Origin of the sequence: Denitrobaculum tricleocarpae (assembly GCF_007004665.1) — a bacterium.
Lineage (GTDB): Bacteria > Pseudomonadota > Alphaproteobacteria > Kiloniellales > Kiloniellaceae > Denitrobaculum > Denitrobaculum tricleocarpae.
In genome coordinates this window covers 219,693-241,688 of sequence record NZ_ML660061.1, presented here as the reverse complement: position 1 = coordinate 241,688, position 21,996 = coordinate 219,693, and the positions used below count along the sequence as shown (strand labels likewise).

The window sequence follows — 21,996 nt, the reverse complement described above, 5'->3', positions numbered from 1 at the left end:
GTTCTGCAGGCTCAAGGATTTCAGGAGGATAGCGACCCGCTACGACAAGCGTGCCGACACCTTCCTCGCGGCCATATGCCTCGCCGCTTCCATCACTTGGTGGATCAATTGAGTCCCGACCCTAGTGCAAGCGACGGGGCAACCTGGGAATAACCAAGTCTTCACCAATCCTCAGCCTCGCCCCAAAAGCCGCTCAATCTCAAGCATCTGCCCTTCCTCCAGCGGGCCGAAGTCAATCGCGCCCAGGTTTTCCTCGACCTGAGCCGCCGTCCGGACGCCCGGGATCGGAAGAGTCCGCGCGCTTCGCGCCCAGATCCAGGCGAGCGCGCCTTGCGCGACCGTTCGGCCTTTGCTGGCCAGGATCTCACGGATGGCATCCAGGCGCGCCTCCCATTCGGCCTTTGCGCCGCCGCCCGTTTCGAAGTAAGGGAGCCAGTCCGGCGGCGTTGCCCGGATGTCCGTTTCGGAAAGCCGGCTGCCGCTCGAGAACTTGCCGCTGAGAAACCCCATGGCCAGGGGCACCCGGGTCAAGCCGGCGCAATCATAGACCGAGCAGGCTTCAAGCATGCCGGGCGCATCGGAAAAGACGTTGAGATCGAATTGAACCGCGGAAACACTCGCGCGCCCGCAAAAGACGGCGGCCCGCGCCGGATCGTCGGTGCTCCAGGCATAGGAGCGGATCAAGCCTTCGTCACAAAGCCCGTCGAGTGTGTCCGCAACAGCTTCGGCTTGATCTACAGGCAGGTCTCCCAGATGCAGCTGATAGAGATCGATCCAGCCGGTTTGCAGGCGCTTCAGCGACGCCTCACAGGCCCGGCGAATGTAAGCCGGCGAGACATCCACACCGGTCAGGGTCTTGGTCGCCTCATCGTAGGTATTGCCGAACTTTGTGGCGATGAAAACCCGGTCTCGCTTTCCCTTCATCGCTTCACCCAGGATACGCTCGCCGTGACCGGTCCCGTAAGCGTCCGCAGTATCGAAAAGCCTTGCGCCCAGATCAACCGCGCAGTGAAGGGCCCGAATAGACTCCCGGTCGTCGACCTCCCCGTAGCCAAGCGGCGCGCCCGTAGCATAGCGGCAACCTTCACCGCTGAAGAAGGGACCGCCGATCGCCCAGGTGCCGATCCCGAGGGGACCTAGTTCGGGACCCGCCGCTCCCAGACGGCGATTTGACCAACGCTCATTCATACGTATCTCCTTATCGGCGATCTGATTTCCATTTTTGGAATACACAGAGATCTAACCTGCCTATAATTTGTGAGTTTTTGTCTTTTCAGAAGAACCGATATCGGAACAATTGTTTCATGAATGAAAGATGGAACTGGGATGATCTGCGCCTGTTTCTGGCGGTCGCCCGGGCGGGCGGTCTCGCCGGCGCGGTATCGCCCACCGGGGCCAGTGCACCGACCTTGAGCCGGCGCATGACGGCGCTGGAGCAGTCACTGGGTGTGACACTCTTTATCCGGCGGCGTGACGGTTATGCCCTGACCGCCGCAGGCAAAGATCTCTTCGGTCACGCCGAAACCCTGGAGCAGGGTGCACTCGGCGTCGAGCGCTGGCGGACCGCCAGCAATCCGAAGCCGGTCATTAAGATCGCCGCCGGAGCCTGGACGAGCGGCTTCCTCGCCCGCCGCCTGCCCCAACTCCTCGAGTCGGAAAACGACCTGGACCTGGAAATTCTGAGCGGTTCCGCATCGGCGGATCTCCTGCGCCGGGAAGCAAACCTCGGCCTGCGGAACCGCTGCCCAAACGCGATCGGACTGGCCGGGCGGAAACTGACACGGGTTGCGTTCGCCGTGTACGGAAACATCGAGCTTGTTCGGGATCAAGCTGATCTCAGCGATGATCGGCGCTTCACCGACTGCCGCTGGATTGCCTTTTCTCCGCCAGGCCCGAAAGTGCCTTCAGCCGGTTGGCTGGACCGGCGGGTACCCTCAGGCCGGAAGACTGTGTGCTCGAACGCCCACGCGGTTTTGGAGGCAGTGGCATCAGGCGCCGGGTTCACTGTGCTGCCGTGTTTCGTCGGCGATACCACATCCGGGCTCGCGCGTGCTTCGGAGCTGATCGACGAGCTCACCCACGAACAATGGCTGGTCACTCATGACGACGACCGGCATGACCGGCAGATCAAAAAGATGGCGAAGCGTGTCGCTGACCTGATCCGCTCACAAGCGCAGCTTTTTGCCGGGAATGCCGGACTTTAGGCGAACTTCAAAAATTGAATCACACTAGTTTCAACGGGATACTATGGCGTCACCGGGTTCCGGCTGTCGGACAGGATACGCCCGCCGATGGCCACGAAACAGACGCCCGCCGCGCGCTCGACCCAGTGCTGGGCGTCGCGGAAGCGCCGGATCACCGGAGAGGATGACATGAAGAGGCTGACGATCGCGTACCAGGTGAGGGAAGCCGCGACGACCAGGGCAATCATCAGGGCCATAAGCCAGAGCGGCGTCGTCTCGGTAACCGCAGTCGCGAAAACGCTGGTGAAGAGCACAACGGCCTTCGGGTTCGTGAGGGTCACGAGAAAACCGAACAGCAGCGGATTGCCGCGGGGCCTCCCGGCGTCTGCAGTCACGTCAACCGGCTGCGGTTTGGCGAAGAACAGCCGAACGCCGAGGTAGATCAGGTAGCAGCCGCCCAGAACCCGTACCGTCCAGGCCAACCATTGATATTCAACCAGAATTGCCGACAGCCCCAACAGACTGAGGGTCGCGTAGAGTCCGAGGCCGATCGATACGCCGAGCGTGGTCAGAAGCCCGGCCGCGGTTCCTTTGGTCATGGAGGATCTGACCACAGCGACGAAGTCAGGTCCCGGAAGCATAAGCGCGGGAATGAAAATCGCGAAGACCGAGACCAAAACAAGAATTTCACCCATACCGCACCCTCGAGCTGTGACTTATTTTCAGCGGTCATCAGATCACAGGCGGGACGGAATTACAATTGAGCGAAAGCCGCTCCGGCTCCAAGTCAGGTGCTTTCTTCAGGCACTCCTTTGCATCTCGAACGCGCCGTTCAGATCCTGCATTGTGAGTGTCCCGACCACCTCAAGTTTGTCGTCGAGGATCTCAAACAAGAGATCGCCGTCGGCCCTGATGCTGTAAAGCACGATCGCACCTTCCGCGCCGCCGCCTTCGGTATGCGGATCCGGATCGGCGGGAGTTGCAGTGTAACGGCCAACCGGGCGTACATCCTTAAGCGTCCCATCCGGTTCGTAGAGACGGTGCTCGCCCTGAAGCACCAGGGTGTTGGTCTGCTGGATGTGGCGGTGCATGAAGATTTTCTGGCTGGGCTCGTACTTCAGGACCGCATCGACGATCCGGCGGTCATTGTCGACATCGAGCACGGCAAAAACGAAGTGCTTAAAATCACCCAGGGGAAACCACTTGATGTTGCTGTCATCAAATCCCATCGGCGCATAATCGGCGGCAGCTACAGTAGACATGAGCGTTCTCCTGACCAGTTCGGTTTGACGCCTGACTCTCATTTTCAAACTTGATAGCGGTGCTGCGGACGAAGACATGGCGCAACCGGCAACGCCCGGGACCAAGGCGCAATTAAACCGCGCATGATGACCGAGCGTAAATTGGCCAATGGTAGGAGGTTTTTCGAAGCGTCAGAAAGGAGTCTCGAGAGAGACCGCAAACCTCGACCTCAGAAAAGCCAGCCTGCTACGGCCACACCGAGATTTATCAAAGCAGCGGCAATCAGCACGAAAAAGGTCACTGCCATGCCTATGACGCGGAACCGAAAATTTTCGGTTTCCTGTGCGACCCCGAAAGCATGCAGCGCACGCGCAGCGACAAAAAACGCTGCCAGAAGATGAATGATGACAGCAGGCACTCCCTGCAACTCGGCGAAGGCGATCAACAAAAATGTCAGAGGCGCATACTCTATGAAGTTCGCCTGCACGCGCATGGCGCGGCGCAGCGCCGGGTTTTCACCATCGCCAATCGCCACCTTTTGTAGCCTGCGCTGACGGATTACGCGGATGGACAGCACGACCAGAAGAAGCGCCGCCAGCGCGGCATAGAAAGGCGTAACCGTAATCGGCATTTCCAGGTCGTTCATATCGGCAAGCTGCTCTCGGAAGTGACGGGTCAAAACTCTATACGCACACCCGACGATCCGCGATCACAATCCTGACGACACAAAATGCGCCCTACTGCTGCAGCATCAGCCGCGTCCCATAGCCGGCAAAAATCACGCCGGTCGCGCGCATAATCACGGAGCGCAGGCGTGCATAGGTCCGTTGAAAGGGCGAGGTCGAACCAATGACGGCGACGACCGAGTACCAAACCAGCGATATGAAGCAGACCAGCGCGACCGCCAGCAGGGAGACGGCAATGGAAGTCCCGCTGGGCAGGGCAACGGCGAAAAGTGAAGCCGCAAAGGCGGCGGTCTTGGGATTGGCCAGATTGGTCGAAAGGCCGAAGAGGAAGGCGCGGCCGATACTCGGCACTTTAGGCTGACGGCCCGCTCTCGAAGCGCCTGCATTACGCCAAAGCCCGATACCGATCCAGATCAGATAGGCCCCGCCGGCCAGCTTGATAAGGGTCGCCGCAGAAGGAAAGACCGCAAAAAGCGCCTGGAGACCGAAGAAGCCCGCCAATGCCCAGGCCGCGGTCCCAACCACAACGCCCAGGACGGCGGCGATAGAGGCTGCACGCCCCTTCTCCACGGCGGTATGGACGACGGCAAAGAAGTTCGGACCGGGCATTGCAGCCGCAACAAACCAGAGCAATCCCAAAGACACAAAACCCTCGATCATACCGCCACCCTTTTTTGAACTTTAATCCGCCCCCGGTACCCTCTCAGAAGGCACGGCGTGACATCATAGCCTCAATCAGGTGAATTCAAGGCACGCCAGATTGGCATGGCAGCTTTGAGGGAAGTGGACGTCGATCTTTAGCCCCATTTGCACCATCTATGCTCTGTCAGATGAAAAGACAATCCAAGGAATGCCCCATGCGCCTGCTCGTTTTTCAACACCTGGACTGCGAACATCCCGGACAGCTGCGCCAATACCTGAAGCAGGATGGTATCGACTGGACCGCGGTCGAGCTGGACGAGGGTGAGCCGATCCCTCCGTTGGAAGACTACGATGTGCTATGGGTCATGGGCGGCCCCATGGATGTCTGGGATGTCGATGAAAACCCCTGGCTGGTGGAAGAAAAACAGGCCATCCGGCGCTGGGTGCGCGATCTGAATAAGCCCTATCTCGGCCTTTGTCTCGGTCACCAGCTTCTGGCGGATGCGCTGGGCGGCACCTGCGGCCCGCAGCCCATACCGGAGATCGGCGTCCTGGACGTGGAACTGACGGCTGAGGGAGAAGCCGATCCCCTCTTCAAAGACATGCCCGTAAGGCAGAAGGCCTTGCAATGGCATTCGGTCCGGGTCGCGCAACCGCCTGAAGGCGCAACGGTTCTGGCAGGATCCGACAGTTGCCGTATCCAGGCCATGCGGATCGGCGAGAATGCCTGGTCCCTGCAGTACCATGTGGAAGTTGAGCCCGACACGGTTGCCAACTGGGCTGAAATCGAAGCCTATCGCGCGTCTCTCGAGAGAACCCTCGGCAAGGGTGCTCTGGAGGCTATGAAAGCCGATGCTGACGCCAATATGAAGGGTTTCGTCAGCAACGCGGAGAAGCTCTACCGTAACTTCATGGCGGCGATTTCCTGAGCATCGCGATGACGCTTCTTCGGGACGCAACTTACTTCGATGCGATCGCCGCGGCAGCGGCCCCCATGACGCTCGCGCTCACCCGGTTTGCGATCCGCATGGCGCGCGGGCTCTTCATCCAGAGGCGCGCCCGCCCTGCAAGCACAATGTAGCCCAAATCGATCGCCGCCAGAACCACCAGCATGGTGAGTGTCAGCTCAAGCCATGCAACGAAGGTGACCCCCGCCAGGTCGATGATGGTGGGCAGCAGCGCCAGATAAAACACCATGATTTTGGGATTGCCCAGGGTAACGGCCAGCCCGGCAAGAAACATGCGCGTTGCCGACTTCGGCTCGAGGACGCTGCCGTCTCCACTCACATCAACCGGTGCGAACCACATCTTCCAGGCCAGATAAAGCAAGTAACCCACACCGAGATACTTTAGGATCACGAAAGCCCAGTGGAGCGTCTCGGCGAGGGCAGCCAAACCATAGACCGCCATGGTCAGCCATATGGCTTCGCCAATCCACATGGCCGCCGCAAAAGGCAGGACATCCCGCCAGCCGCGAGTCAGAACCCGCGATACCAGCGCCGCAATGCTCGGGCCGGGCGACCCGGCGGCAATCATCAAAGCACCGGCAAAAACCACTAGAGCGGCGAGATCCATTGGACCGCCTCCTTCATCTTCCTTGCACCGGCAGGCCGGCAAACACTGGAACAGCGCGTCTCATCATTTCACCGCCGGCGTTCCACCGTCCAGAATGGTGGCAAACCATTCGCGGTCGATGTTCTGTCCGCAGAGGATCACGCCTGCCTTTTTGCCCTGCATTTTTGAGCGCTCCTGCAACAGGCCTGCCAGCGGCGCGGCGCCCGCGCCCTCGGCGATACTGTGGGTCGCGGTGTAGTAGAGACGCATGGCGTCCGCGATCTCGATCTCACTGACCCGCAGAATACGGGCCGCCCCGGCGCAGACCACCGCAACCGCGTCAGGATCCGGTGTCCGGACCGCCATACCGTCGGCGAAGGTCAGCGCGGAATTGGTTGCGACCGGCCGCCCCGCCTCAAAGGAGAGGGCATAGGCATCTGCGTGTTCCGAGACGACACCCACGATCTCCGTCTTGAGGTTCAGCGCATCCCGCGCCGCAATCAGGCCGGAGATTCCAGAACCCAGACCGATCGGCACATAGACGGCGTCAAGGTCGGACTGCGCGGTAAAGAGCTCCAGAGCGTAGGTCCCCACGCCGGTCACCAGATCACGGTGATAGGAGGGCACGAACTCATATTCCATTTCCTGCGCCAGGCCGGCGGCATGGTGCTTGGCTTCGTCGAAGTCCTGGCCTTGGATGCGCAGATCCGCGCCGAAGGCCCGCATGGCCGCGTTCTTCTCGACGGAGTTTCCATGCGGTACAAAGATGCTGCAGGGCAGACCGGCGGCGCGGGCGGCAAAGGCCAGGCTCTGGCCATGATTGCCACGCGTCGCCGAGACGATGCCCTTCACCCGCGGCCGCTCCCGCTTCAGCCGATCCAGGTAGACCAGACCTCCACGAACCTTGAAGGCGCCGGTCGGTGTATGGTTCTCGTGCTTGACCCAGACTTCGGCGCCGACCGCGTCCGCCAACAGCGGCCAGGCATAAGCGGCGGTTGGAAGCATTGCACGATGGACCAATGCGGCCGCCTGCTCCAACTCCTCCTTGGAAATCGACTTCATGACTTACACCCACCTCAGATCCTCAAGCGGGCACGGCCGGGACAGCCGGACCCGAGACCGGATCACGTCTTGACGGAACAGCTTGTGGTTTCGTCAGGACGTGTGAATCTGTTCCAAACTTCAGTGTCAGATCAGATTCACAAGGTCGAGTGATCGCCTTTGGCGACTTCATTTAAATTTGATCTGATCCAGCTCTGCTCGCACCCAGAAACTGGCAGGGATGATAAGGCGAAGGCATGGCGAGGGGTCAACCGAAACATTGTTCCGTGACAATCATGGCCCGCAGAAGCCACCTCTTCAGGCGAACAACAAGCGCTAAGCGCAGAACTCGATTTCCGAGACATAGCCTTCCGGCAGATCGAGTTTCTCGGCAAGGGCGGCAAGCTTGTGCACATAATCCTCGTTGGGTTCTTCGGACTCGAACTTCATCAGATTATAGCACAAGGCAGGCGAGCTTTGCCCTTCAGGCCCCGAGACCATCACAGCCTCGGGACTGTAGGCGGAGACCGAAGCACCGCCGTAGAGACGCTTCACTTCCGATGCGGGAAGGGCCATGACCACCCCCCAAACCGTTTGTCCCTCCGCGGGCACCAGAGTGGCCCGCTCGCCGACCTGCAGCTCGTATTCGTTGAGAAACACCGTGCGCGCTTCACCGGGGTGATACCCTTCCGCGATCAGAGCCACGCGATCCATAAAGAGACCATAGAAGAATATGTCCAGCATTCGTTCGGTCATTCTGACTTCTCCTCGTTATCAAAGAGTACGCCTGACTGAGTCTCTCCTTCGTTTCACATGACAGGATATTGCCCATCGTATTTTGACGCGATAGGGTTTTTTATTAAATTTTGAATTCTGAATTCCACATGAGAAATGCTGAATTCATAAACTGCATGCCATGGCGGATTGTCGCAGATACGCTGAAGCCAGGACGCGTTAGGATGCTTGAGACATACTCCGGAAAGGCTGCAAGCTGGAGGATCAGGCCCTTAAGCAAAGATCTGCGAAAAGCCCAGATCCATGGCAAGAACTCAGGACCGTCAGGAAATTATGGAGAGAGCGGAAAAATTCGACCCTTCCAAACACCCGGCTTACAGCTACCGGACGGATGAGAATGTCCCCGCCTTTACGGACAACAAAGCCCTGATCGTTTTTGACGGGGTCTGTATTTTCTGCAGCGGGTTCGCCAAGTTTGTTCTCAAGCACGACCGTCACAACCGCCTGAATCTCTGCACGGCCCAGTCGGATATCGGCCGTGCGCTCTATGTCCACTACGGCCTGGATCCTGACAACTACGAAACCAACATCGTCATCCGCGATGGCCGCGCGCACTTCAAGTCGGACGCGTTCTTCGAAGTCATGAAGCTGCTGGGTGCGGGCTGGCCCGTCCTCGCGCTGCTGCAGATTTTCCCGCGCGGACCGCGAAATTGGCTCTATGACCGCATCGCGAAAAACCGCTACAAACTCTTCGGCAAAGCGGAGAGCTGTATTCTGCTTCCCCCGGAACACAGAAACAAGATCCTGGACACGCCTTGACGCCCATACCGCCAGTGCCCCGTTTCCTGCGCTTTGTTTTTAAACCTGCCGCTTTGCCGCTATGAGTCTTTACCGCCGCGTCCTCGGAGAGAAATTCGAAACCCTGCCGGAGACGCTCCAGGTGGCCCACGAGTTCGAAGGCCAGCGCTGCCTTACCGGCAGAGTGGACGTGCGGTGCAGTGAGACCATCATCGGTAAAGTCTTGCTGCGGCTCCTCAAGCTGCCGCGTCCGGGGGTAGACCTGACAGCGAGGATCCTGCTTCAGGAGACAGGACAAGGCGAACGATGGCACAGGGAATTCGGGGACGACAGCTTCTCCAGCCGCGTCACACCGCATCGAGCCAAAGCGGGCTGCATTGTCGAAACCATGGGCGGGGTATCCGCAGTCGTCAGATTGACCGCGGTCCCGGACGGTCTACAATGGAATGTCGAATCCCTCTCGCTTCTGGGCCTCCCGTTGCCGCACGCCATCGCACCGGTTACGCAAGCGGAGGAACGCCAGATCGACGGACGCTACAGATTTGAGGTTGTCATCACCCTGCCCCTGCTCGGCCTGCTGATTTCCTATCGGGGCTGGCTGCAGCCGGACAGCCTGCCTGCGGAACAACGCATCGCATAGGGCGGGCGCCCGTCGTCCGGGATGCCCCCTGCGCCCAGCTTAGAGCAATCCACATTCAGATGGACTGAGAATTCACTGCCTCTCAGAGCAGCTTGCGTCTCAACTGACTCAAAATTCGCTGCCTCTCGATCAGCAAACTGCTGATCTTGAACGCAAATTCTGAGGAGTTACGTTTCAAGATAAGTGTGAAACACTCTCGTCGACCGCAGCTCTAGTCAGCCGCAGCTCTAGTCAGCCGCAGCTCTAGTCAACAGCAGACATGGCCGTGCCCAGCAGCTGCCGCAGCTCCGCCGATTCTACACGCCCCATGGACGCACGAAACGTCCGCTCCGCCTGCTGCCAGGCCGGAAAGGCCCGCTCAGCAACCGCCTGCCCCTCCGGAGTGATCGCCACCGCGCGGCTGCGCCGGTCCGGGCCGGGTTTTATGCGCAGCCAGCCGGCGGCCTCCAGCGGCTTCAGGTTCCGCGTCAGGGTTGTACGCTCCATATCCAGGAGTTCGGCAAGATCCGTGATGCTGATGTCTTCATTGCGCAGGAGATTGGCCAGAAGCGAGTACTGCGTAAGACGTAAGCCAAAGGGCTTTAAGGCCTGATCATAGACCTGCGTGACCCGCCGGCTGGCCCGGCGCAGCATGGCACAGGTGCAGTAACTGGTTCGCGAACCGCCAATCGCGTCCAGCAGGGCCTCGCGTTCTTTCGCGCCGACCGCAAGCCGAGCCGGAATGCCGTCTTTTTCCATAAGCGGCCGATCTGCATAGCCCGGACCTGAGTCACCCGGATTGGAATCACCCGGATTGGAGCCACTAGGATTGGGAGCGGCATCCGCCCGGTCGTCACGCGGCGCGCGGCTCCGCTCGTCGGATTGACCACGCCGGGATTGGGGTCGACCGGACTGGGGGCGGCCGGATTGGCGCGCGCGCGTCCCCCGGCCTCTGGCTTCATCTCCTGCTTTTCCCACTGCCGTTGACCATCCTATGCATATACACTAGTGTAATTACACTATTATAGGGATTGTCGGGGTTCCTGTCCATCGCGGCACTTTGTACGGCCCAACCGTCCAACAGTTATTCCTTCGTTCTCTCAAGCCTGGATGCCTGCGATGAATTCTTCGACCGCCACTCCCACCACGCCCTTCTGGCATACACCGGTCATTGTCATCATTGTCGGCTGCCTGATCGCCATGGTGGGCTTTGGCGTGCGCTCGGTCTTCGGCCTGTTTCTCGAGCCCATGACCTTTGCCAGAGGGTGGGACCGGGAGACCTTCGCCCTGGCCATGGCAATCCAGAATTTACTCTGGGGCATTGGCGTGCCGATCGCCGGAGCACTGGCGGATCGCTTTGGTCCTTCGCGCGTGCTCGCGTTGGGCGCGGTCGTCTATGGCGCGGGCGTCTGGGGCATGGCGGCGGCGGAAAGTGGCCTGGAACTCCACCTCTTTGGCGGGATCCTGACCGGACTGGGCGTTGCCTTCACCGCCTTCTCGATCGCCATTGCAGCGATCGCGAAAGTCGTCGGCCCTGAACGCCGGTCACTTGCGCTGGGTCTGGGCACGGCGGCAGGTTCCTTCGGGCAGGTGGTCTTTTCGCCTCTGGGCCAGGCTTTCATTGCGAACTTCGGCTGGCACTCCGCCCTGCTGATTCTGGCGGCCTCGGCCTTGCTGATTATCCCGCTCGCCTTTTGCCTGCCGCACATCACCACCGGCAAGGGTGAAGCGCACAGCGATCAGACCCTGCGCGAGGCCTTGCGGGAGGCGACCGAACACAAGGGCTTTATTCTGCTGACCATCGGGTTCTTTGTCTGCGGGTTCCATGTCGCCTTCATCACGGTTCACTTCCCGGCTTATGTGCAGGATCTGGGCCTGGGCGCGGAAGTGGGGGCCTACGCCATCTCGCTCATCGGGCTCTTCAACATTATCGGATCTTTCCTCTCCGGCGCAGCGGGCCAGCGCTGGAGCAAGAAGTGTGGCCTGAGCACGATTTACTTTGCACGGACCATCGCCATCACGGCGCTGCTTTTGCTGCCCAAGACCGAGGTCACGATCTATGCCTTTGCCGCGGTCATGGGCATTCTCTGGCTCTCCACGGTGCCGCTGACCACAGGCATCGTGGCCCAGGTCTTCGGCGTCCGCTACATGGCAACGCTGTTCGGCATTGTATTCTTCAGCCACCAGGTCGGCAGTTTCCTGGGTGTCTGGCTCGGCGGTTACCTTTACGACAGCATCGGCACCTATGACCCGGTCTGGTGGGCGGGCATTGTGCTGGGCCTTTTGGCCGCCGCGATCCACCTGCCGATCGATGAAAACCCGCTGGTTCGCAAGGCAGCCGCAGCGGCCCAGTAGCGCAATTGACCCAGTTTGGACCGGGTTCAACTCACTGCATTTGAAGGGGTGACAGGCGCCTCCGATTGCGCTAGAAAAATTCCGCGCCGATTTGTCTCAGCTTGCGGGCGCGGAAGAAATGCAGCTAAACCGAGAGGCGAAATCCGCCTTTTCTCAGTTGCCCCCTTCCCCGCAGATGTCTCCGTAAAAGCTGGCCGCCCGGCGCGATTTGGAAGCCAAACCGCGAGGTGAGCCATGAATGCGCCCGATATTTCGATCAAAAGCAAGATTTCCAGTGAAAGCCGGAGCGAGGCTGCAAAACCCGAAACCCGCGCGGGCAACCGAAGCGGAGACGGCCTCGACGATGTCGCAGCGCTCTTCCCGGGAATGGAAATCTCGCATGATCTGCGCATTTCAGGACAAGGCGATGCGCAACTGCTCTGCAGTGTTTCCCCTCTGTTGAAGGGCAAGGGCGCGAAGATTATCACCCTGTCTCTGCGCAGCGGCAACGCCGGTCAGACCTCGATCAAATGCCGGCTCTCGGGCCTGACCTCCAGGGCCGCCCGGGAACTGGTCGCAGACCTGCTGCACCGGGCGGAAGTCACCTCGGCGCAGGTTGAACATGTCATCTTAAAGGCCGGGTGAATGACGGTCGGCTAAACCTACTTCCAGAATGCGGCGCTCTCGTCGTTCAGCATCTGGGAAAGCCAGCCGTTCAGCTCCGCATCGATGCCGGCATCGATCAGCCCCTCAAACCCGGACTCTCCCGGCGCGGCCAGCTTGAGATTGTGACTGACGCCCGGCGCGATGAAGGCCGCGCTGCCGTTATCCTTGGCCAGCAGGATGGCCGAAAGCGGCCGGAAGTCACGCTCCGGAGAGACCTGAAGATCGTTGCCGCCCGCCAGAACGAGGCTCGGGCCATCGTACAGTTCAAGCGCCTTGGCGGGATCGAACTGAAGCAGGGACTGATAGTAGCGGCCAAGATACTGAGGATAGATCGGCTGCAGACCCGGCGGCACATCGTCGGGGATCTCGCCCGTTGCCACAACCGCGGCGCGGATGCGTTGATCCGCGCTCAGGATCTCAGCCTGTTGCGCATCGGTGGCTCCCTGACGTTCCATAAGACCGGTCAGCTGATCCGCGATGACAGCCCCAAAGGGCCGGCCCGGCGTTGAGAGCAAAACCAGAACCTTGGGAGAGCTTCCGCCCTGCTGCGCGATGCTCAAGGCAATCAGGCCGCCCTCACTGTGCCCGGCAATCCCGACCCGCTCACCATCAATCGAGGAATCGGCAGCCAGCCAGCGATAGGCCCGCTCCGCATCCCCGACAAAATTCTCCCAGGCCACGAACGCGCGCAGCGCATCGAAGTCCTGCGGCAGTTCCTTGGCGTTGGCGTGCATGCCCCGCTTGTCATACCGCAGGGTCGCTATGCCCGCATCGGCCAGGTTTCGGGCCAGCTGGCGCAAAAGATTGGTTCTGACCTCGGGAAGCTGATTGCCGTCCCGGTCCGTCGGCCCGCTGCCCTGGAGCAGAAGCATGGCCGGAAAGGGCGCCTCGTCATCGTCGTCCGGCAGGGTCAGGAGCCCGGCAAGGGTCGCTCCGCCCGCTCCCTCGAACATAACGAACCGCTCGACGGGCGCCGCCGAAACCGCAAGAGGCACGGAGAGAACAAGGAACAGCAGAGAAGAGACGACGGCAGAAACCCGGTGCATTGAGAACCCTACACACGCCAAAGATATTCGCATAAAGAAGAGCGCCGGCCGCAGGGTTGGCACAGAGGGCCTTGGTCCACGGCGGGAGCTTAACCTACTGATTTAGTCAAGATTTTCCCGGCTGCAATAGGCTAAAAACACGATTGCGCAATATAATTTATGCGCGACAAAGTTGCAGCACCCACAATGGCGCATTTCCGCGTTTTTCAGACCCGATCCCCCATCCGCGCCCTCCCTGACAACAGCAATTTGTGAAGATACACACAAAGCTGTGATCTGGACGCAAGAGGGTCATCACAGTCTGCGACACACGGTCCGAAGGATTATGCCTCGACCTTCTGGGTTTCGATCTTTTGGGCCTCTGTTCCCTGTGGTTCTGGTTCCCGTGGTTCTGGTTCCTGTGGTTCTGGTTCCTGTGGTTCTGGCGCCTGCGGCTCTGGCGCCTGCGGCTCTGGCTCCTGAGACTTTGCCGCCAGGACCTTGAAGGGCGCAGGCAGTTTAGCCTCGGCCTCATGCATGTAGTCGCGGGTCATGGGCGCGGCCAGGCACTCCTTGGAGAGCTGCAGCTGCAGCACCATGGAAGACCCCCGGCGGAAGGCCATCTCGGCGGAGATCAGATAGAATTCCCACATGCGGCAGAAGCGCTCGTCATAGATCTGCGCGATCTCGGCACGGTTGGCCTCGAAGCGGTCACGCCAGGCCTTGAGCGTATCGGCATAGTGCATGCGCAAAACCTCGACGTCCGTGACCCAGAGATAAGCCCGCTCGGTGGCGGCGCAGACCTCGGAGAGCGAAGGCGAGTAGCCGCCGGGAAAGATGTACTTGCGGATCCATGGGCCGGTGGTGCCCGGCGGCGACATATGGCCAATCGAATGGATCAGCGCGAGGCCGTCGTCGGTCAGCAGGGACTTCACCTTGGTGAAGAACTCGTCGTAGTGCCCGACCCCGACATGCTCGAACATGCCGACCGAGACGATGCGGTCGAAAGGCCCCTCCAGATGGCGGTAATCGCGCAGTTCGAACTTCACCCGGTGATCCAGCCCCAGTTCTTTGGCGCGCGCCTGAGCGACCTCCAATTGCTCCTTGGAGAGGGTGACACCGGTGACTTCAACCTCCGCGAGGCTGGCGAGATAAAGCGCCATACCGCCCCAGCCGCAGCCGATATCAAGGATCTTCTGTCCATCCTCCAGGCGCAGCTTGGCCGCGATATGGCGTTTCTTGTTGGCCTGCGCTTCTTCCAGGGAGTCCTGTGGCGTGCGGAAGTAGGCGCAGGAATACTGAAGATCCTCGTCCAGAAAAAGCTCATACAGCCGACGCGAGAGGTCATAGTGGTGCGCCACATTCTGCTGCGATTTTTTTGCGGGATTATGCTGCTGCAGGGTCCGAAAGGTCTTCCAGACTTTGCGCAAGACATTCTGCAGCGGGTAGCTGCCCAGGCTGTGCCGGTTCATCCCGAAGAGCGTCAGCAGATCGTAAACCCCGCTGTCCTCGAAGGTCAGCGTGCCATCCATATAGGCCTCGCCGGTGTGCAATTCGGGATTCTTGAAGATCTTGAAAGCCAGCGATTTATCGTGAAAGCGCAGCGTCACGACGGGTTCTGTCTCGTCGCCGAAGCTGTAAAGCTTCCCGTCCGCATCGTGGATACGCAGCGTACCCTTGCGGATGAACTTCTTGAGCATGTGAGACAGCAAAAACACGGCGATCGGCCCCCGGACAAACGGATTCGATGAAGAGCCGCTAGACTAACGACTTCGCAAGGCGCTGCAAATGGAATGGCGGACCGCTCGGCATTGTACAACCTTTAAATGGGCATTTGTATCACCACTTAACTATGCGAAAAGCCGTCACGCGGCTCTCAAAAATAACTTCGGCGTCGACTCCTTTATGAATCTAATTCTTCATTTTTTGTTTTACGAAGTCCTTTGGTTTTTTATTGACCTTCTCTTTGCAGTAGATCGGGCCGCAAAGGCCGAAAAAGACTTCGTGAAGGTCAAAGAGAAGGTTGCGGCCCTGATCAGGGGCCGGGAACATGAGCTCTCAAACCTGTCGCAGGAGATTGTTGAAGTCTTCAGGCGGCATAGGTTCAAGATCATCGAACGTTCGGACGACGAGATCGTTTTCCGACATCGATTCAAAGACAGCGAACGGGTGACAATGCGACTACGTTGATCTCAATCCCTGACTACTTCGTTCGTTCACCCTGGCCGTTGAGTTTCGCCACGACATCGACCAGCTCAGGGATGTTCCGCTCGCCGTAGCCCATGGTGTTGCCCAGTTTCAAAAGCTGCAAGGCCCCGTCGGACATGAAGGTCGCCGCGCCGTTCCGCGTGGCCAACCGGTTGTAGTAGGTGATGTCCTTCAGGCAGTTCGACAGAGTGAACTCATGGGCCTTGGGATCGCCCTCGCAGACGTACTTGGAATAGTTCTGGAAGTTGCCGCAGTTCATTCCCGAATTGCTCACGATCTCCCGGAAGATTTCCGGCTCCACACCGATCTTGGAAATCATCGAGTAGCACTCTGACCAGATGCTTGCGTAGCCGATGGAAATGAGATTGTTGATCAGCTTGATCGCATGCGCCGCGCCGACCGGTCCCCGGGCCGGGATCACGACCGAGGCCCAGGTCGAGAGCAGCGGCCGCCACTTCTCGATCAGCTCCTCCGGGCCACCGACGTAGGTGCTGAGCTCCCCTTCCCAGGCATGTGCCGGGGTGCGCGAGAGCGGTGCGTCAAAGAAAGTGATGCCGCGCTCGCTCAGCTCGGCGTGCAGGCGTTCCGTCAGATCCGGCTCGGAGGTCGAGGTATCGATAATGGTCAGGCCATCGCGCGCACCCGCCAGAATTCCGTCTTCACGGCGCAGCAGGTCCTCGACCTGCGGCGCGCCGGTGACACAGAGCACGATGACATCGGCCTTCTCCGCCATTTCCTTTGGCGAAGACACCTCGCTGGCGCCACGGCCGACCAGGTCGTCCACGGCCTCGCGCTTGCGGTGCGCCATGACCAGCAGGGGATAGCCCTTCTCGACAACGTTTTTAGCCATACCCCAGCCCATCAGGCCAACCCCGATGAAGCCAACCACTGCTTTGCCGGTCATTTCCTACTCCAGTCACGTGTTTCCAAAGGATACATTCCTACAACAGCAGCGGGTCCGCGCAAAGCGGGGAACCCGCATGGCTGCCGTCGGATGGCAGCATAGTGACCGCAGACCTCGAGCAAACCCAAGAGACGCTCGAAACCTCATATCAGGCGTCCGACACGTCAGGGCATCCCACCCTGCAAGACGGACTCTCGCCCGATGTACTGCGCCATGAAGTCCCTCAGACAGGCGGCACGAAGACTTAAGAGACGACCGGTGGGCCATACGGCGAAGAACTCCCTGTCGGGACCTTGCCAGGCCGTCAGAATACGCCGCAGTTTGCCCCGCCAAATCTCGTCAACCACTTCACTGACAGGCAGAAGGGCAACGCCGTGCCCGTCCCGGGCCAATTGCTTGACCAACCCGATATCATCGGCCATGGACGAAGGCGACAGCCGCAGCGTCACTTCGGCATTATCGGCACGATGGGTCATCACCCATTGCGGAAAGGTCGTGTTTGCGACGATCCGGTGATCCTGCAGAGCATCCAGGCTCTCCGGCGTTCCGGCTTTTGCCAGGTAATCAGGCGAAGCAACGATGATCGATGCCGTACTGCCGAGACGCTTTTGAAAGAGTTGAGAATCCCGCTGCGGACCGATACGCAACGCCAGATCAACGCGTGAATCAAGCATATCCTTGGTCTCGTTGCTGAGATAAAGACGCAGCACTATTTCGGGATAGCGCGCGATGAATGCGGACCACATGGGTTGAAGAAAACCGACTGAAATGTTTGTCGGCGCAAGCACGCTGAGCGGTCCCTTGAGTTCCGACCGCTGGGCCTCGAGATCGCTTGCGACGCCTTCGAACTCTCTCACCAGATCGGCGTAGGCGCGATAGTAGGCCTCTCCCTCGCTCGTCAGACGAAACTTGCGCGCCGAACGCAGAATGAGCTGACAGCCCAGCCTCTCTTCGAGTTTTTTTAGCCTGCGCGTGACTGTCGCCGGAGGAACATTGAGCGAGGCCGCCGCCGCGGAGAGTCCGCGCCGGTCCGCGATGTGAATGAAGAGCGCAATATCGTCCAGCATGATTCCATTTTTGGAAATTATAAAACCTTTATTGTCCATATTATCTATTTTTGCAATCTTGTACTCCTCCGCGCCGTAAGAGTTTTTTGCGAGGAGCAAGATATGCAGAATTTATGGATCAGCGCGGGAATCGCCTTGAATGACGGAGCTGACCTCATCAAGGCACAGACCGAGCTGCAGCACCTGATGGAAAAGACCGCCTTGGAACCGGGCTGTATTGCCTTTGAAATCCGGCAGAACCTGGAGCGGCCTGAACACTTCACCCTCTGGGAGTGCTGGACTGGCGAAGATGCTCTGAAAGCTCATTTCGAGGCACCACACACGGTGGCCTATTTGAAGCTTGGACTGACCAAGGTCAATTACATCGAGCGGCTCGGTCCAATCGGGAACCGCCCAACCGGAACCCAAAGCTGAGACGGGCCCAAGACCAAATTATGAAACAGCGCCTTCTGTCCGCTGCCCTCATGTCCTTCGCCCTTTCGCTGCTGATGACCTGCTGGGTGACTTGGATCAACCTCGGCTGGAACCCCGATTTTATCCGGCAATGGCTGTCCGCCTTTTTACTGGCATGGCCGGCCGCCGCGGTGATCGCCTTTGCGATCGGACCGGCCGTTCAGAAGCTCAGTCTCACCCTCTTGAGCCCCACCATTAAGAAGCAAGAAACGAGGCCACTGTGACGGTACAACGCATAAATCTTCCTGAACTCGGCCTCCCGGCAGGCCCCTACAGCCATGCCGTGATCCAGGGCCAAACGCTCTATACATCGGGCTTCACGGCCTACGGAACAACGGCACAAGCAAAGCCGGTCAAGGAACAGGCTCAGGCCATCTTCAGGCAGTTCGAAATCATTGCGGCCAGCCAGAACACAACGCTTGCCAACTTAATAAAGGTAACAGTTTTTCTGACGGATCCCTCAGATATCCCCGAGCTTCGGGAGGCACTCGTCGCGCTGTACGGGCCCAACGTCCCGGCCAGTTCCATGGTCATCGTCGGATCCTTGTTTGCCCCTGACCTGGCGGTTGAAATCGAAGCCATATTGGCTTTGTAGCAGATCGACCTTCGAACTCACCCGCTGTAAGCTAAGTCTTGCAAAAGGAACGGCCGTTCAGTCGTCGCGGAAAGTCCGCGCAAAACTGTCGAGCAGCGGCTTGATCAGGTAGGAAATCACCTGACGTTCGCCGGTCTTGATCAGGATCTCGGCAGGCATGCCCGGCAGCAACTGGAGACCGGCGATCTTGCTCAGTTCCGATTTGGGGATCGAAATCTGGGTGCGGTAGAAGGAAGTGTCATTGGCCTGATCGTAGACACTGTCCGCCGAAATCGTCCTGACCTGACCAGTGATCTCCGGGGTCGTATCCTGGTTGAAGGCCGTGAGCCTGATGGTCGCTGCCTGACCGGCGGACACGCGATCCACATCGGACGGCGGCACCTGGGCCATCAGAACCAGCTCATCATCCGAAGGCACGATATCCATAATCGGCTCTCCTGCGATGATGACGCCGCCCCTGGTGTGAACCCGCAGGTCCAGGATCCGGCCGGCTTGCGGCGCGCGGATTTCGCCCCGCTCCATCCGGTCCTCGGCGGCAGCCCGCTGGGAGATCAAGGTGTAAAGCTGTGCCTGGACCGTCGTGAGATCACGGCTGACCTCTTCACGGAAGTCTTTCTCCGCGCCCGCAATCTGCGCTTCCGCCTCGTGAATTTGTGCTTTCAGGCTAGCGATCTGGGCCCGGCCACCTGCACGCTGTCCTTCCAGGCGCGCGACGCTGCGCTGCAGTTCGAGCACACGGGTCACGGGAACGAGTTCTCTCTTGCGCAGATCCTCCAGGACGGCCAGCTCATCGCGGGAGAGCTTCAGTTCCTTTGTAACGGCACCGCCCTGCTGCTTTAAACCCTTGATCTGCTCACTGAAGGCAGCGATACGCTGGCGCACGGCGTTGGCTTCAGCGGCACGGGCTTCACGGCGCGCGGTGAAGAGCTGATCCTGCGCCTCGATCATTTCCGCAACCTCGGATTCCTGACGCCGCTCGACGAGTGAAGCCGGGTACGCAACTGCTTCCTGGTCCGTCAGTTCGGCGGTCAGGCGCGCCCGCTGTGCCGTCAGATCGTTCTGCTGGTTGACCACGATCGCCAGATTGGCCTCGCTCAAGGTGTCGTCCAACCGCATGAGAAGCTGCCCGGCCTCGGCGTAATCCCCTTCCTTCACGAAGAGTTCGCCCAGAATCCCGCCCTCGAGATGCTGCAGGGTTTTGCGGTTGCTCTCGACCGCGACCATGCCGGGCGCAACCACGGCCCCCTCGATTTTGGTGCGTATGGTCCATCCGGCGATGCCGCCGAACATCAGAACGACAACCAGAAGACCGAAGATAATCTGTCCGCGCATCCGGTCCGCCGGTGCGGTCGCCTTAGTGGGCGACGTGGTTTTGAGTTCCGTGGTGAGCTGCGTCATGACGCTCTCCTCTGTTGGGAAACAATTCTGGGAGCGCCGCTTTTGGGCGCGTCCGCCGTGACGGCTTGTCCACCGTTGGCCGCTCTGTCGGAGAGTGCTGCAAAGACTTCGGCCTTCGGACCGAAAGCCGCCACCTTGCCGCCATCAAGCACCAGAACCTTATCGGCCTGGGTGACGGCGCTGGGGCGATGCGCGATTACGACGACGGTTTGGCCGCGCGCCTTCATGCGTTGGATGGTCTGACTGAGCGCCTCCTCACCCACCGCATCGAGGCTGGCGTTGGGCTCGTCAAGCACCACAAGAGCCGGATCGCCATAGAGCGCCCGAGCCAAAGCAATCCGCTGACGCTGACCGCCCGAAAGGAGCCGGCCACCGGTCCCGACTGCCGTGTTGTATCCGTCCGGCAGCGCCAGAATCATCTCGTGCGCGCCGGCGTTCATCGCGGCTGCAACGACACTCTCATCGTCCGCCTCTTCATTGAAACGGGCGATATTCTCGAACACCGTACCGTTGAAGAGCTCCACGTCCTGGGGCAGGTAGCCGATGTAGTGGCCGAGCTGTACCCTGTCCCATTGCCAGAGATCAGCGCTGTCTAAGCGGACCTGCCCGTGATCGGGCGGCCAGGCGCCCACCAGCAGGCGGGCGAGTGTTGACTTGCCGGATGCGCTTGGCCCGATCACGGCCAGCGCTTCGCCCGCATTGAGACGGAAGGAGATGTTGGACAGGATCAGTTGGTTTCCCTCCTTACCGGGAATACCTGCAAAAAGCTTCTCGACGCTCAGATTTCCTCGGGGCGCCGGGAGCTGCGTGCGTTGCTCTTCAGCCGGCACATCGTCCAGCAATTGCTTCGTGCGCCGATAGGCCCCGCGCGCAGCGATGAAATGCCGCCAGGATCCGATCGCCTGTTCGATCGGCGCGAGGCCGCGGCCCATGATGAGAGATGCTGCAATCATGCTACCCGGGCTGATGACATCATTGATGGCCAGGTACGCACCGGCGCCCAGAATCGCCGACTGAAGCATCAGGCGCAGCGTCCGGGACATGGATGAAAGGCTTGCCGAGCGGTCGCTTGCCTTGTTCTGAAGTTCGAGTGCGGCGTGTTGTAGTCTTTGCCAGCGCCGGTAAATACCCGGCAGCATATGCATGGAAGACAGGACCTCTGCATTGTTGCGGCCGTCCGCGACAATCTCATTGCTTTCCGCAAGCACCCGGGTGGCCTTTGCGAGATTGCGCCGTGTCACGACCTCGTTCAGCAACGCGATCAGCAGCAGGACCACTGCACCGCCTGTGGCAATCCAACCAAGCAGAGGGTCGAGCAGAAAAATGACGCCAATGTATACCGGCGTCCAAGGCGCATCGAACAGTGTCGCTGGTCCGGTGCCCGACAGAAACTCGCGGAGTGTCTGCAGGTCCCGGACACCGTCCAGCCCCCTCGCACCACCCGAAGCGGCTTTCTTGATCTGCGCGCCGAATACGCGTTCGCTGAGGCGCAGATTGATCCGGCTGCCAACCCGCACGAGGATCTTGGAGCGCACGCTCGAGAGCAGGCCCATGATGATAAAGAGCCCCGCGATCAGAAGAGAGAGCGAGATCAGCGTCGTTTCACTTTGACTGGTCAGAACGCGGTCGTAGACCAGCATCATGTAAAGCGGACCGGTCAGCATCAGGAGGTTGATGACCAGGCTGAAAACACCGGTCATGAAAAGTCCATTGCCGCAGCTCCGAAATGCCGCCCGGAGTTCGGATGAACCAGGTTGCGTCTTACTCATGTCAGACCTCTGTTACGGGAATTGCGATGGGTTTTGCGGAAGAGAATTGGGCCCGGCTGCTTCACCGGGCCCAAGTC

General features: G+C 59.8%; 25 protein-coding genes and 1 pseudogene. 11 read left to right on the top strand and 15 right to left on the bottom strand.

Annotation, left to right across the window (positions count from 1 at the left end; translation table 11 throughout):
* Positions 1-112, top strand: a pseudogene (locus FKG95_RS24665) (IS5/IS1182 family transposase); the annotation flags it as partial.
* A gap of 59 nt (positions 113-171) precedes the next feature.
* Here FKG95_RS24665 and FKG95_RS24660 read toward each other — a convergent pair.
* A complete protein-coding gene (locus FKG95_RS24660) occupies positions 172-1,188 on the bottom strand; it encodes an aldo/keto reductase (protein ID WP_142899103.1) in 1,017 nt (338 codons plus the stop codon).
* Positions 1,189-1,304: 116 nt separating this feature from the next.
* Here FKG95_RS24660 and FKG95_RS24655 point away from each other — a divergent pair, with 116 nt between their 5' ends.
* The gene (locus FKG95_RS24655) at positions 1,305-2,204 is read left to right on the top strand and encodes a LysR family transcriptional regulator (protein ID WP_142899102.1); all 900 of its coding nucleotides are present in this window, start codon (positions 1,305-1,307) and stop codon (positions 2,202-2,204) included.
* Between the two features lie 41 nt (positions 2,205-2,245).
* Here the strand turns inward: FKG95_RS24655 and FKG95_RS24650 are convergent, their stop codons facing one another.
* From FKG95_RS24650 to FKG95_RS24635, 4 genes are all read right to left on the bottom strand, one after another.
* Positions 2,246-2,878, bottom strand: coding sequence for a LysE family translocator (locus FKG95_RS24650; protein WP_142899101.1), 633 nt, complete (start codon positions 2,876-2,878; stop codon positions 2,246-2,248).
* Positions 2,879-2,983: 105 nt separating this feature from the next.
* The gene (locus FKG95_RS24645; RefSeq protein ID WP_142899100.1) at positions 2,984-3,445 is read right to left on the bottom strand and encodes a regulator; all 462 of its coding nucleotides are present in this window, start codon (positions 3,443-3,445) and stop codon (positions 2,984-2,986) included.
* A gap of 209 nt (positions 3,446-3,654) precedes the next feature.
* Positions 3,655-4,071: an MAPEG family protein gene (locus FKG95_RS24640; RefSeq protein ID WP_218940355.1), complete on the bottom strand. Its 417-nt coding sequence runs from the start codon at positions 4,069-4,071 to the stop codon at positions 3,655-3,657.
* Between the two features lie 91 nt (positions 4,072-4,162).
* Complete coding sequence (locus tag FKG95_RS24635) at positions 4,163-4,771, bottom strand: LysE family translocator (RefSeq protein WP_142899099.1); 609 nt, start codon at positions 4,769-4,771, stop codon at positions 4,163-4,165.
* A 197-nt stretch (positions 4,772-4,968) separates the two neighbouring features.
* Here FKG95_RS24635 and FKG95_RS24630 point away from each other — a divergent pair, with 197 nt between their 5' ends.
* Positions 4,969-5,682, top strand: coding sequence for a type 1 glutamine amidotransferase (locus FKG95_RS24630; RefSeq protein ID WP_142899098.1), 714 nt, complete (start codon positions 4,969-4,971; stop codon positions 5,680-5,682).
* A gap of 31 nt (positions 5,683-5,713) precedes the next feature.
* On the opposite strand, the gene FKG95_RS24625 is transcribed toward FKG95_RS24630, so the two are convergent.
* The 3 genes from FKG95_RS24625 to FKG95_RS24615 all read right to left on the bottom strand — a co-directional run bounded on the left by FKG95_RS24625 (position 5,714) and on the right by FKG95_RS24615 (position 8,104).
* Positions 5,714-6,328: a LysE family translocator gene (locus tag FKG95_RS24625; RefSeq protein ID WP_142899097.1), complete on the bottom strand. Its 615-nt coding sequence runs from the start codon at positions 6,326-6,328 to the stop codon at positions 5,714-5,716.
* 63 nt (positions 6,329-6,391) lie between these two features.
* Positions 6,392-7,369: a threonine dehydratase gene (locus FKG95_RS24620; protein ID WP_142899096.1), complete on the bottom strand. Its 978-nt coding sequence runs from the start codon at positions 7,367-7,369 to the stop codon at positions 6,392-6,394.
* A 315-nt stretch (positions 7,370-7,684) separates the two neighbouring features.
* Positions 7,685-8,104 carry a gamma-glutamylcyclotransferase family protein gene (locus FKG95_RS24615; protein WP_142899095.1) on the bottom strand — a complete coding sequence of 140 codons (420 nt, stop codon included), beginning with the start codon at positions 8,102-8,104 and terminating at the stop codon, positions 7,685-7,687.
* Between the two features lie 282 nt (positions 8,105-8,386).
* Here FKG95_RS24615 and FKG95_RS24610 point away from each other — a divergent pair, with 282 nt between their 5' ends.
* Both FKG95_RS24610 and FKG95_RS24605 read left to right on the top strand, forming a co-directional pair.
* The gene (locus FKG95_RS24610) at positions 8,387-8,902 is read left to right on the top strand and encodes a thiol-disulfide oxidoreductase DCC family protein (RefSeq protein ID WP_142899094.1); all 516 of its coding nucleotides are present in this window, start codon (positions 8,387-8,389) and stop codon (positions 8,900-8,902) included.
* Between the two features lie 61 nt (positions 8,903-8,963).
* Positions 8,964-9,521: a DUF4166 domain-containing protein gene (locus FKG95_RS24605; RefSeq protein ID WP_142899093.1), complete on the top strand. Its 558-nt coding sequence runs from the start codon at positions 8,964-8,966 to the stop codon at positions 9,519-9,521.
* Positions 9,522-9,764: 243 nt separating this feature from the next.
* Here FKG95_RS24605 and FKG95_RS24600 read toward each other — a convergent pair whose 3' ends face one another.
* Positions 9,765-10,478 (bottom strand): MarR family winged helix-turn-helix transcriptional regulator, encoded by a 714-nt coding sequence (locus FKG95_RS24600; protein WP_142899092.1) that lies wholly within the window; start codon positions 10,476-10,478, stop codon positions 9,765-9,767.
* 141 nt (positions 10,479-10,619) lie between these two features.
* Here FKG95_RS24600 and FKG95_RS24595 point away from each other — a divergent pair, with 141 nt between their 5' ends.
* Together FKG95_RS24595 and FKG95_RS24590 are read left to right on the top strand one after the other, a co-directional pair.
* Positions 10,620-11,855, top strand: coding sequence for an MFS transporter (locus FKG95_RS24595; RefSeq protein ID WP_142899091.1), 1,236 nt, complete (start codon positions 10,620-10,622; stop codon positions 11,853-11,855).
* 234 nt (positions 11,856-12,089) lie between these two features.
* Positions 12,090-12,479, top strand: a complete 390-nt coding sequence (locus tag FKG95_RS24590; RefSeq protein WP_142899090.1) for a hypothetical protein — start codon at positions 12,090-12,092, stop codon at positions 12,477-12,479.
* A gap of 17 nt (positions 12,480-12,496) precedes the next feature.
* On the opposite strand, the gene FKG95_RS24585 is transcribed toward FKG95_RS24590, so the two are convergent.
* Together FKG95_RS24585 and FKG95_RS24580 are read right to left on the bottom strand one after the other, a co-directional pair.
* Entirely contained in the window at positions 12,497-13,546 is a 1,050-nt protein-coding gene (locus tag FKG95_RS24585; RefSeq protein WP_179954268.1) for an alpha/beta hydrolase family protein, read from the bottom strand.
* Positions 13,547-13,869: 323 nt separating this feature from the next.
* Entirely contained in the window at positions 13,870-15,243 is a 1,374-nt protein-coding gene (locus FKG95_RS24580) for an SAM-dependent methyltransferase (RefSeq protein ID WP_142899088.1), read from the bottom strand.
* 70 nt (positions 15,244-15,313) lie between these two features.
* On the opposite strand from FKG95_RS24580, the gene FKG95_RS24575 reads away from it, so the two are divergent.
* Positions 15,314-15,715: a hypothetical protein gene (locus FKG95_RS24575; RefSeq protein WP_142899087.1), complete on the top strand. Its 402-nt coding sequence runs from the start codon at positions 15,314-15,316 to the stop codon at positions 15,713-15,715.
* Positions 15,716-15,728: 13 nt separating this feature from the next.
* Here FKG95_RS24575 and FKG95_RS24570 read toward each other — a convergent pair whose 3' ends face one another.
* Positions 15,729-16,637, bottom strand: coding sequence for an NAD(P)-dependent oxidoreductase (locus FKG95_RS24570; RefSeq protein ID WP_142899086.1), 909 nt, complete (start codon positions 16,635-16,637; stop codon positions 15,729-15,731).
* Between the two features lie 164 nt (positions 16,638-16,801).
* Positions 16,802-17,704 (bottom strand): LysR family transcriptional regulator, encoded by a 903-nt coding sequence (locus tag FKG95_RS24565; protein WP_142899085.1) that lies wholly within the window; start codon positions 17,702-17,704, stop codon positions 16,802-16,804.
* Positions 17,705-17,806: 102 nt separating this feature from the next.
* Here FKG95_RS24565 and FKG95_RS24560 point away from each other — a divergent pair, with 102 nt between their 5' ends.
* The 3 genes from FKG95_RS24560 to FKG95_RS24550 are packed head-to-tail and all read left to right on the top strand — an operon-like array spanning position 17,807 to position 18,752.
* A complete protein-coding gene (locus FKG95_RS24560; protein WP_142899084.1) occupies positions 17,807-18,118 on the top strand; it encodes a putative quinol monooxygenase in 312 nt (103 codons plus the stop codon).
* Positions 18,119-18,138: 20 nt separating this feature from the next.
* On the top strand, positions 18,139-18,381 hold the full coding sequence (locus tag FKG95_RS24555) for a DUF2798 domain-containing protein (RefSeq protein WP_142899083.1): 243 nt from the start codon (positions 18,139-18,141) through the stop codon (positions 18,379-18,381).
* A complete protein-coding gene (locus FKG95_RS24550; RefSeq protein WP_142899082.1) occupies positions 18,378-18,752 on the top strand; it encodes a RidA family protein in 375 nt (124 codons plus the stop codon). The genes FKG95_RS24555 and FKG95_RS24550 overlap by 4 nt, the downstream gene beginning before the upstream one ends.
* Positions 18,753-18,809: 57 nt before the next feature.
* Here the strand turns inward: FKG95_RS24550 and FKG95_RS24545 are convergent, their stop codons facing one another.
* Both FKG95_RS24545 and FKG95_RS24540 read right to left on the bottom strand, forming a co-directional pair.
* On the bottom strand, positions 18,810-20,150 hold the full coding sequence (locus tag FKG95_RS24545) for an HlyD family type I secretion periplasmic adaptor subunit (protein WP_142899081.1): 1,341 nt from the start codon (positions 20,148-20,150) through the stop codon (positions 18,810-18,812).
* The gene (locus tag FKG95_RS24540; protein ID WP_142899080.1) at positions 20,147-21,919 is read right to left on the bottom strand and encodes a type I secretion system permease/ATPase; all 1,773 of its coding nucleotides are present in this window, start codon (positions 21,917-21,919) and stop codon (positions 20,147-20,149) included. Before FKG95_RS24540 ends, FKG95_RS24545 begins: the two co-directional genes overlap by 4 nt.
* Positions 21,920-21,996 lie beyond the last annotated feature (77 nt).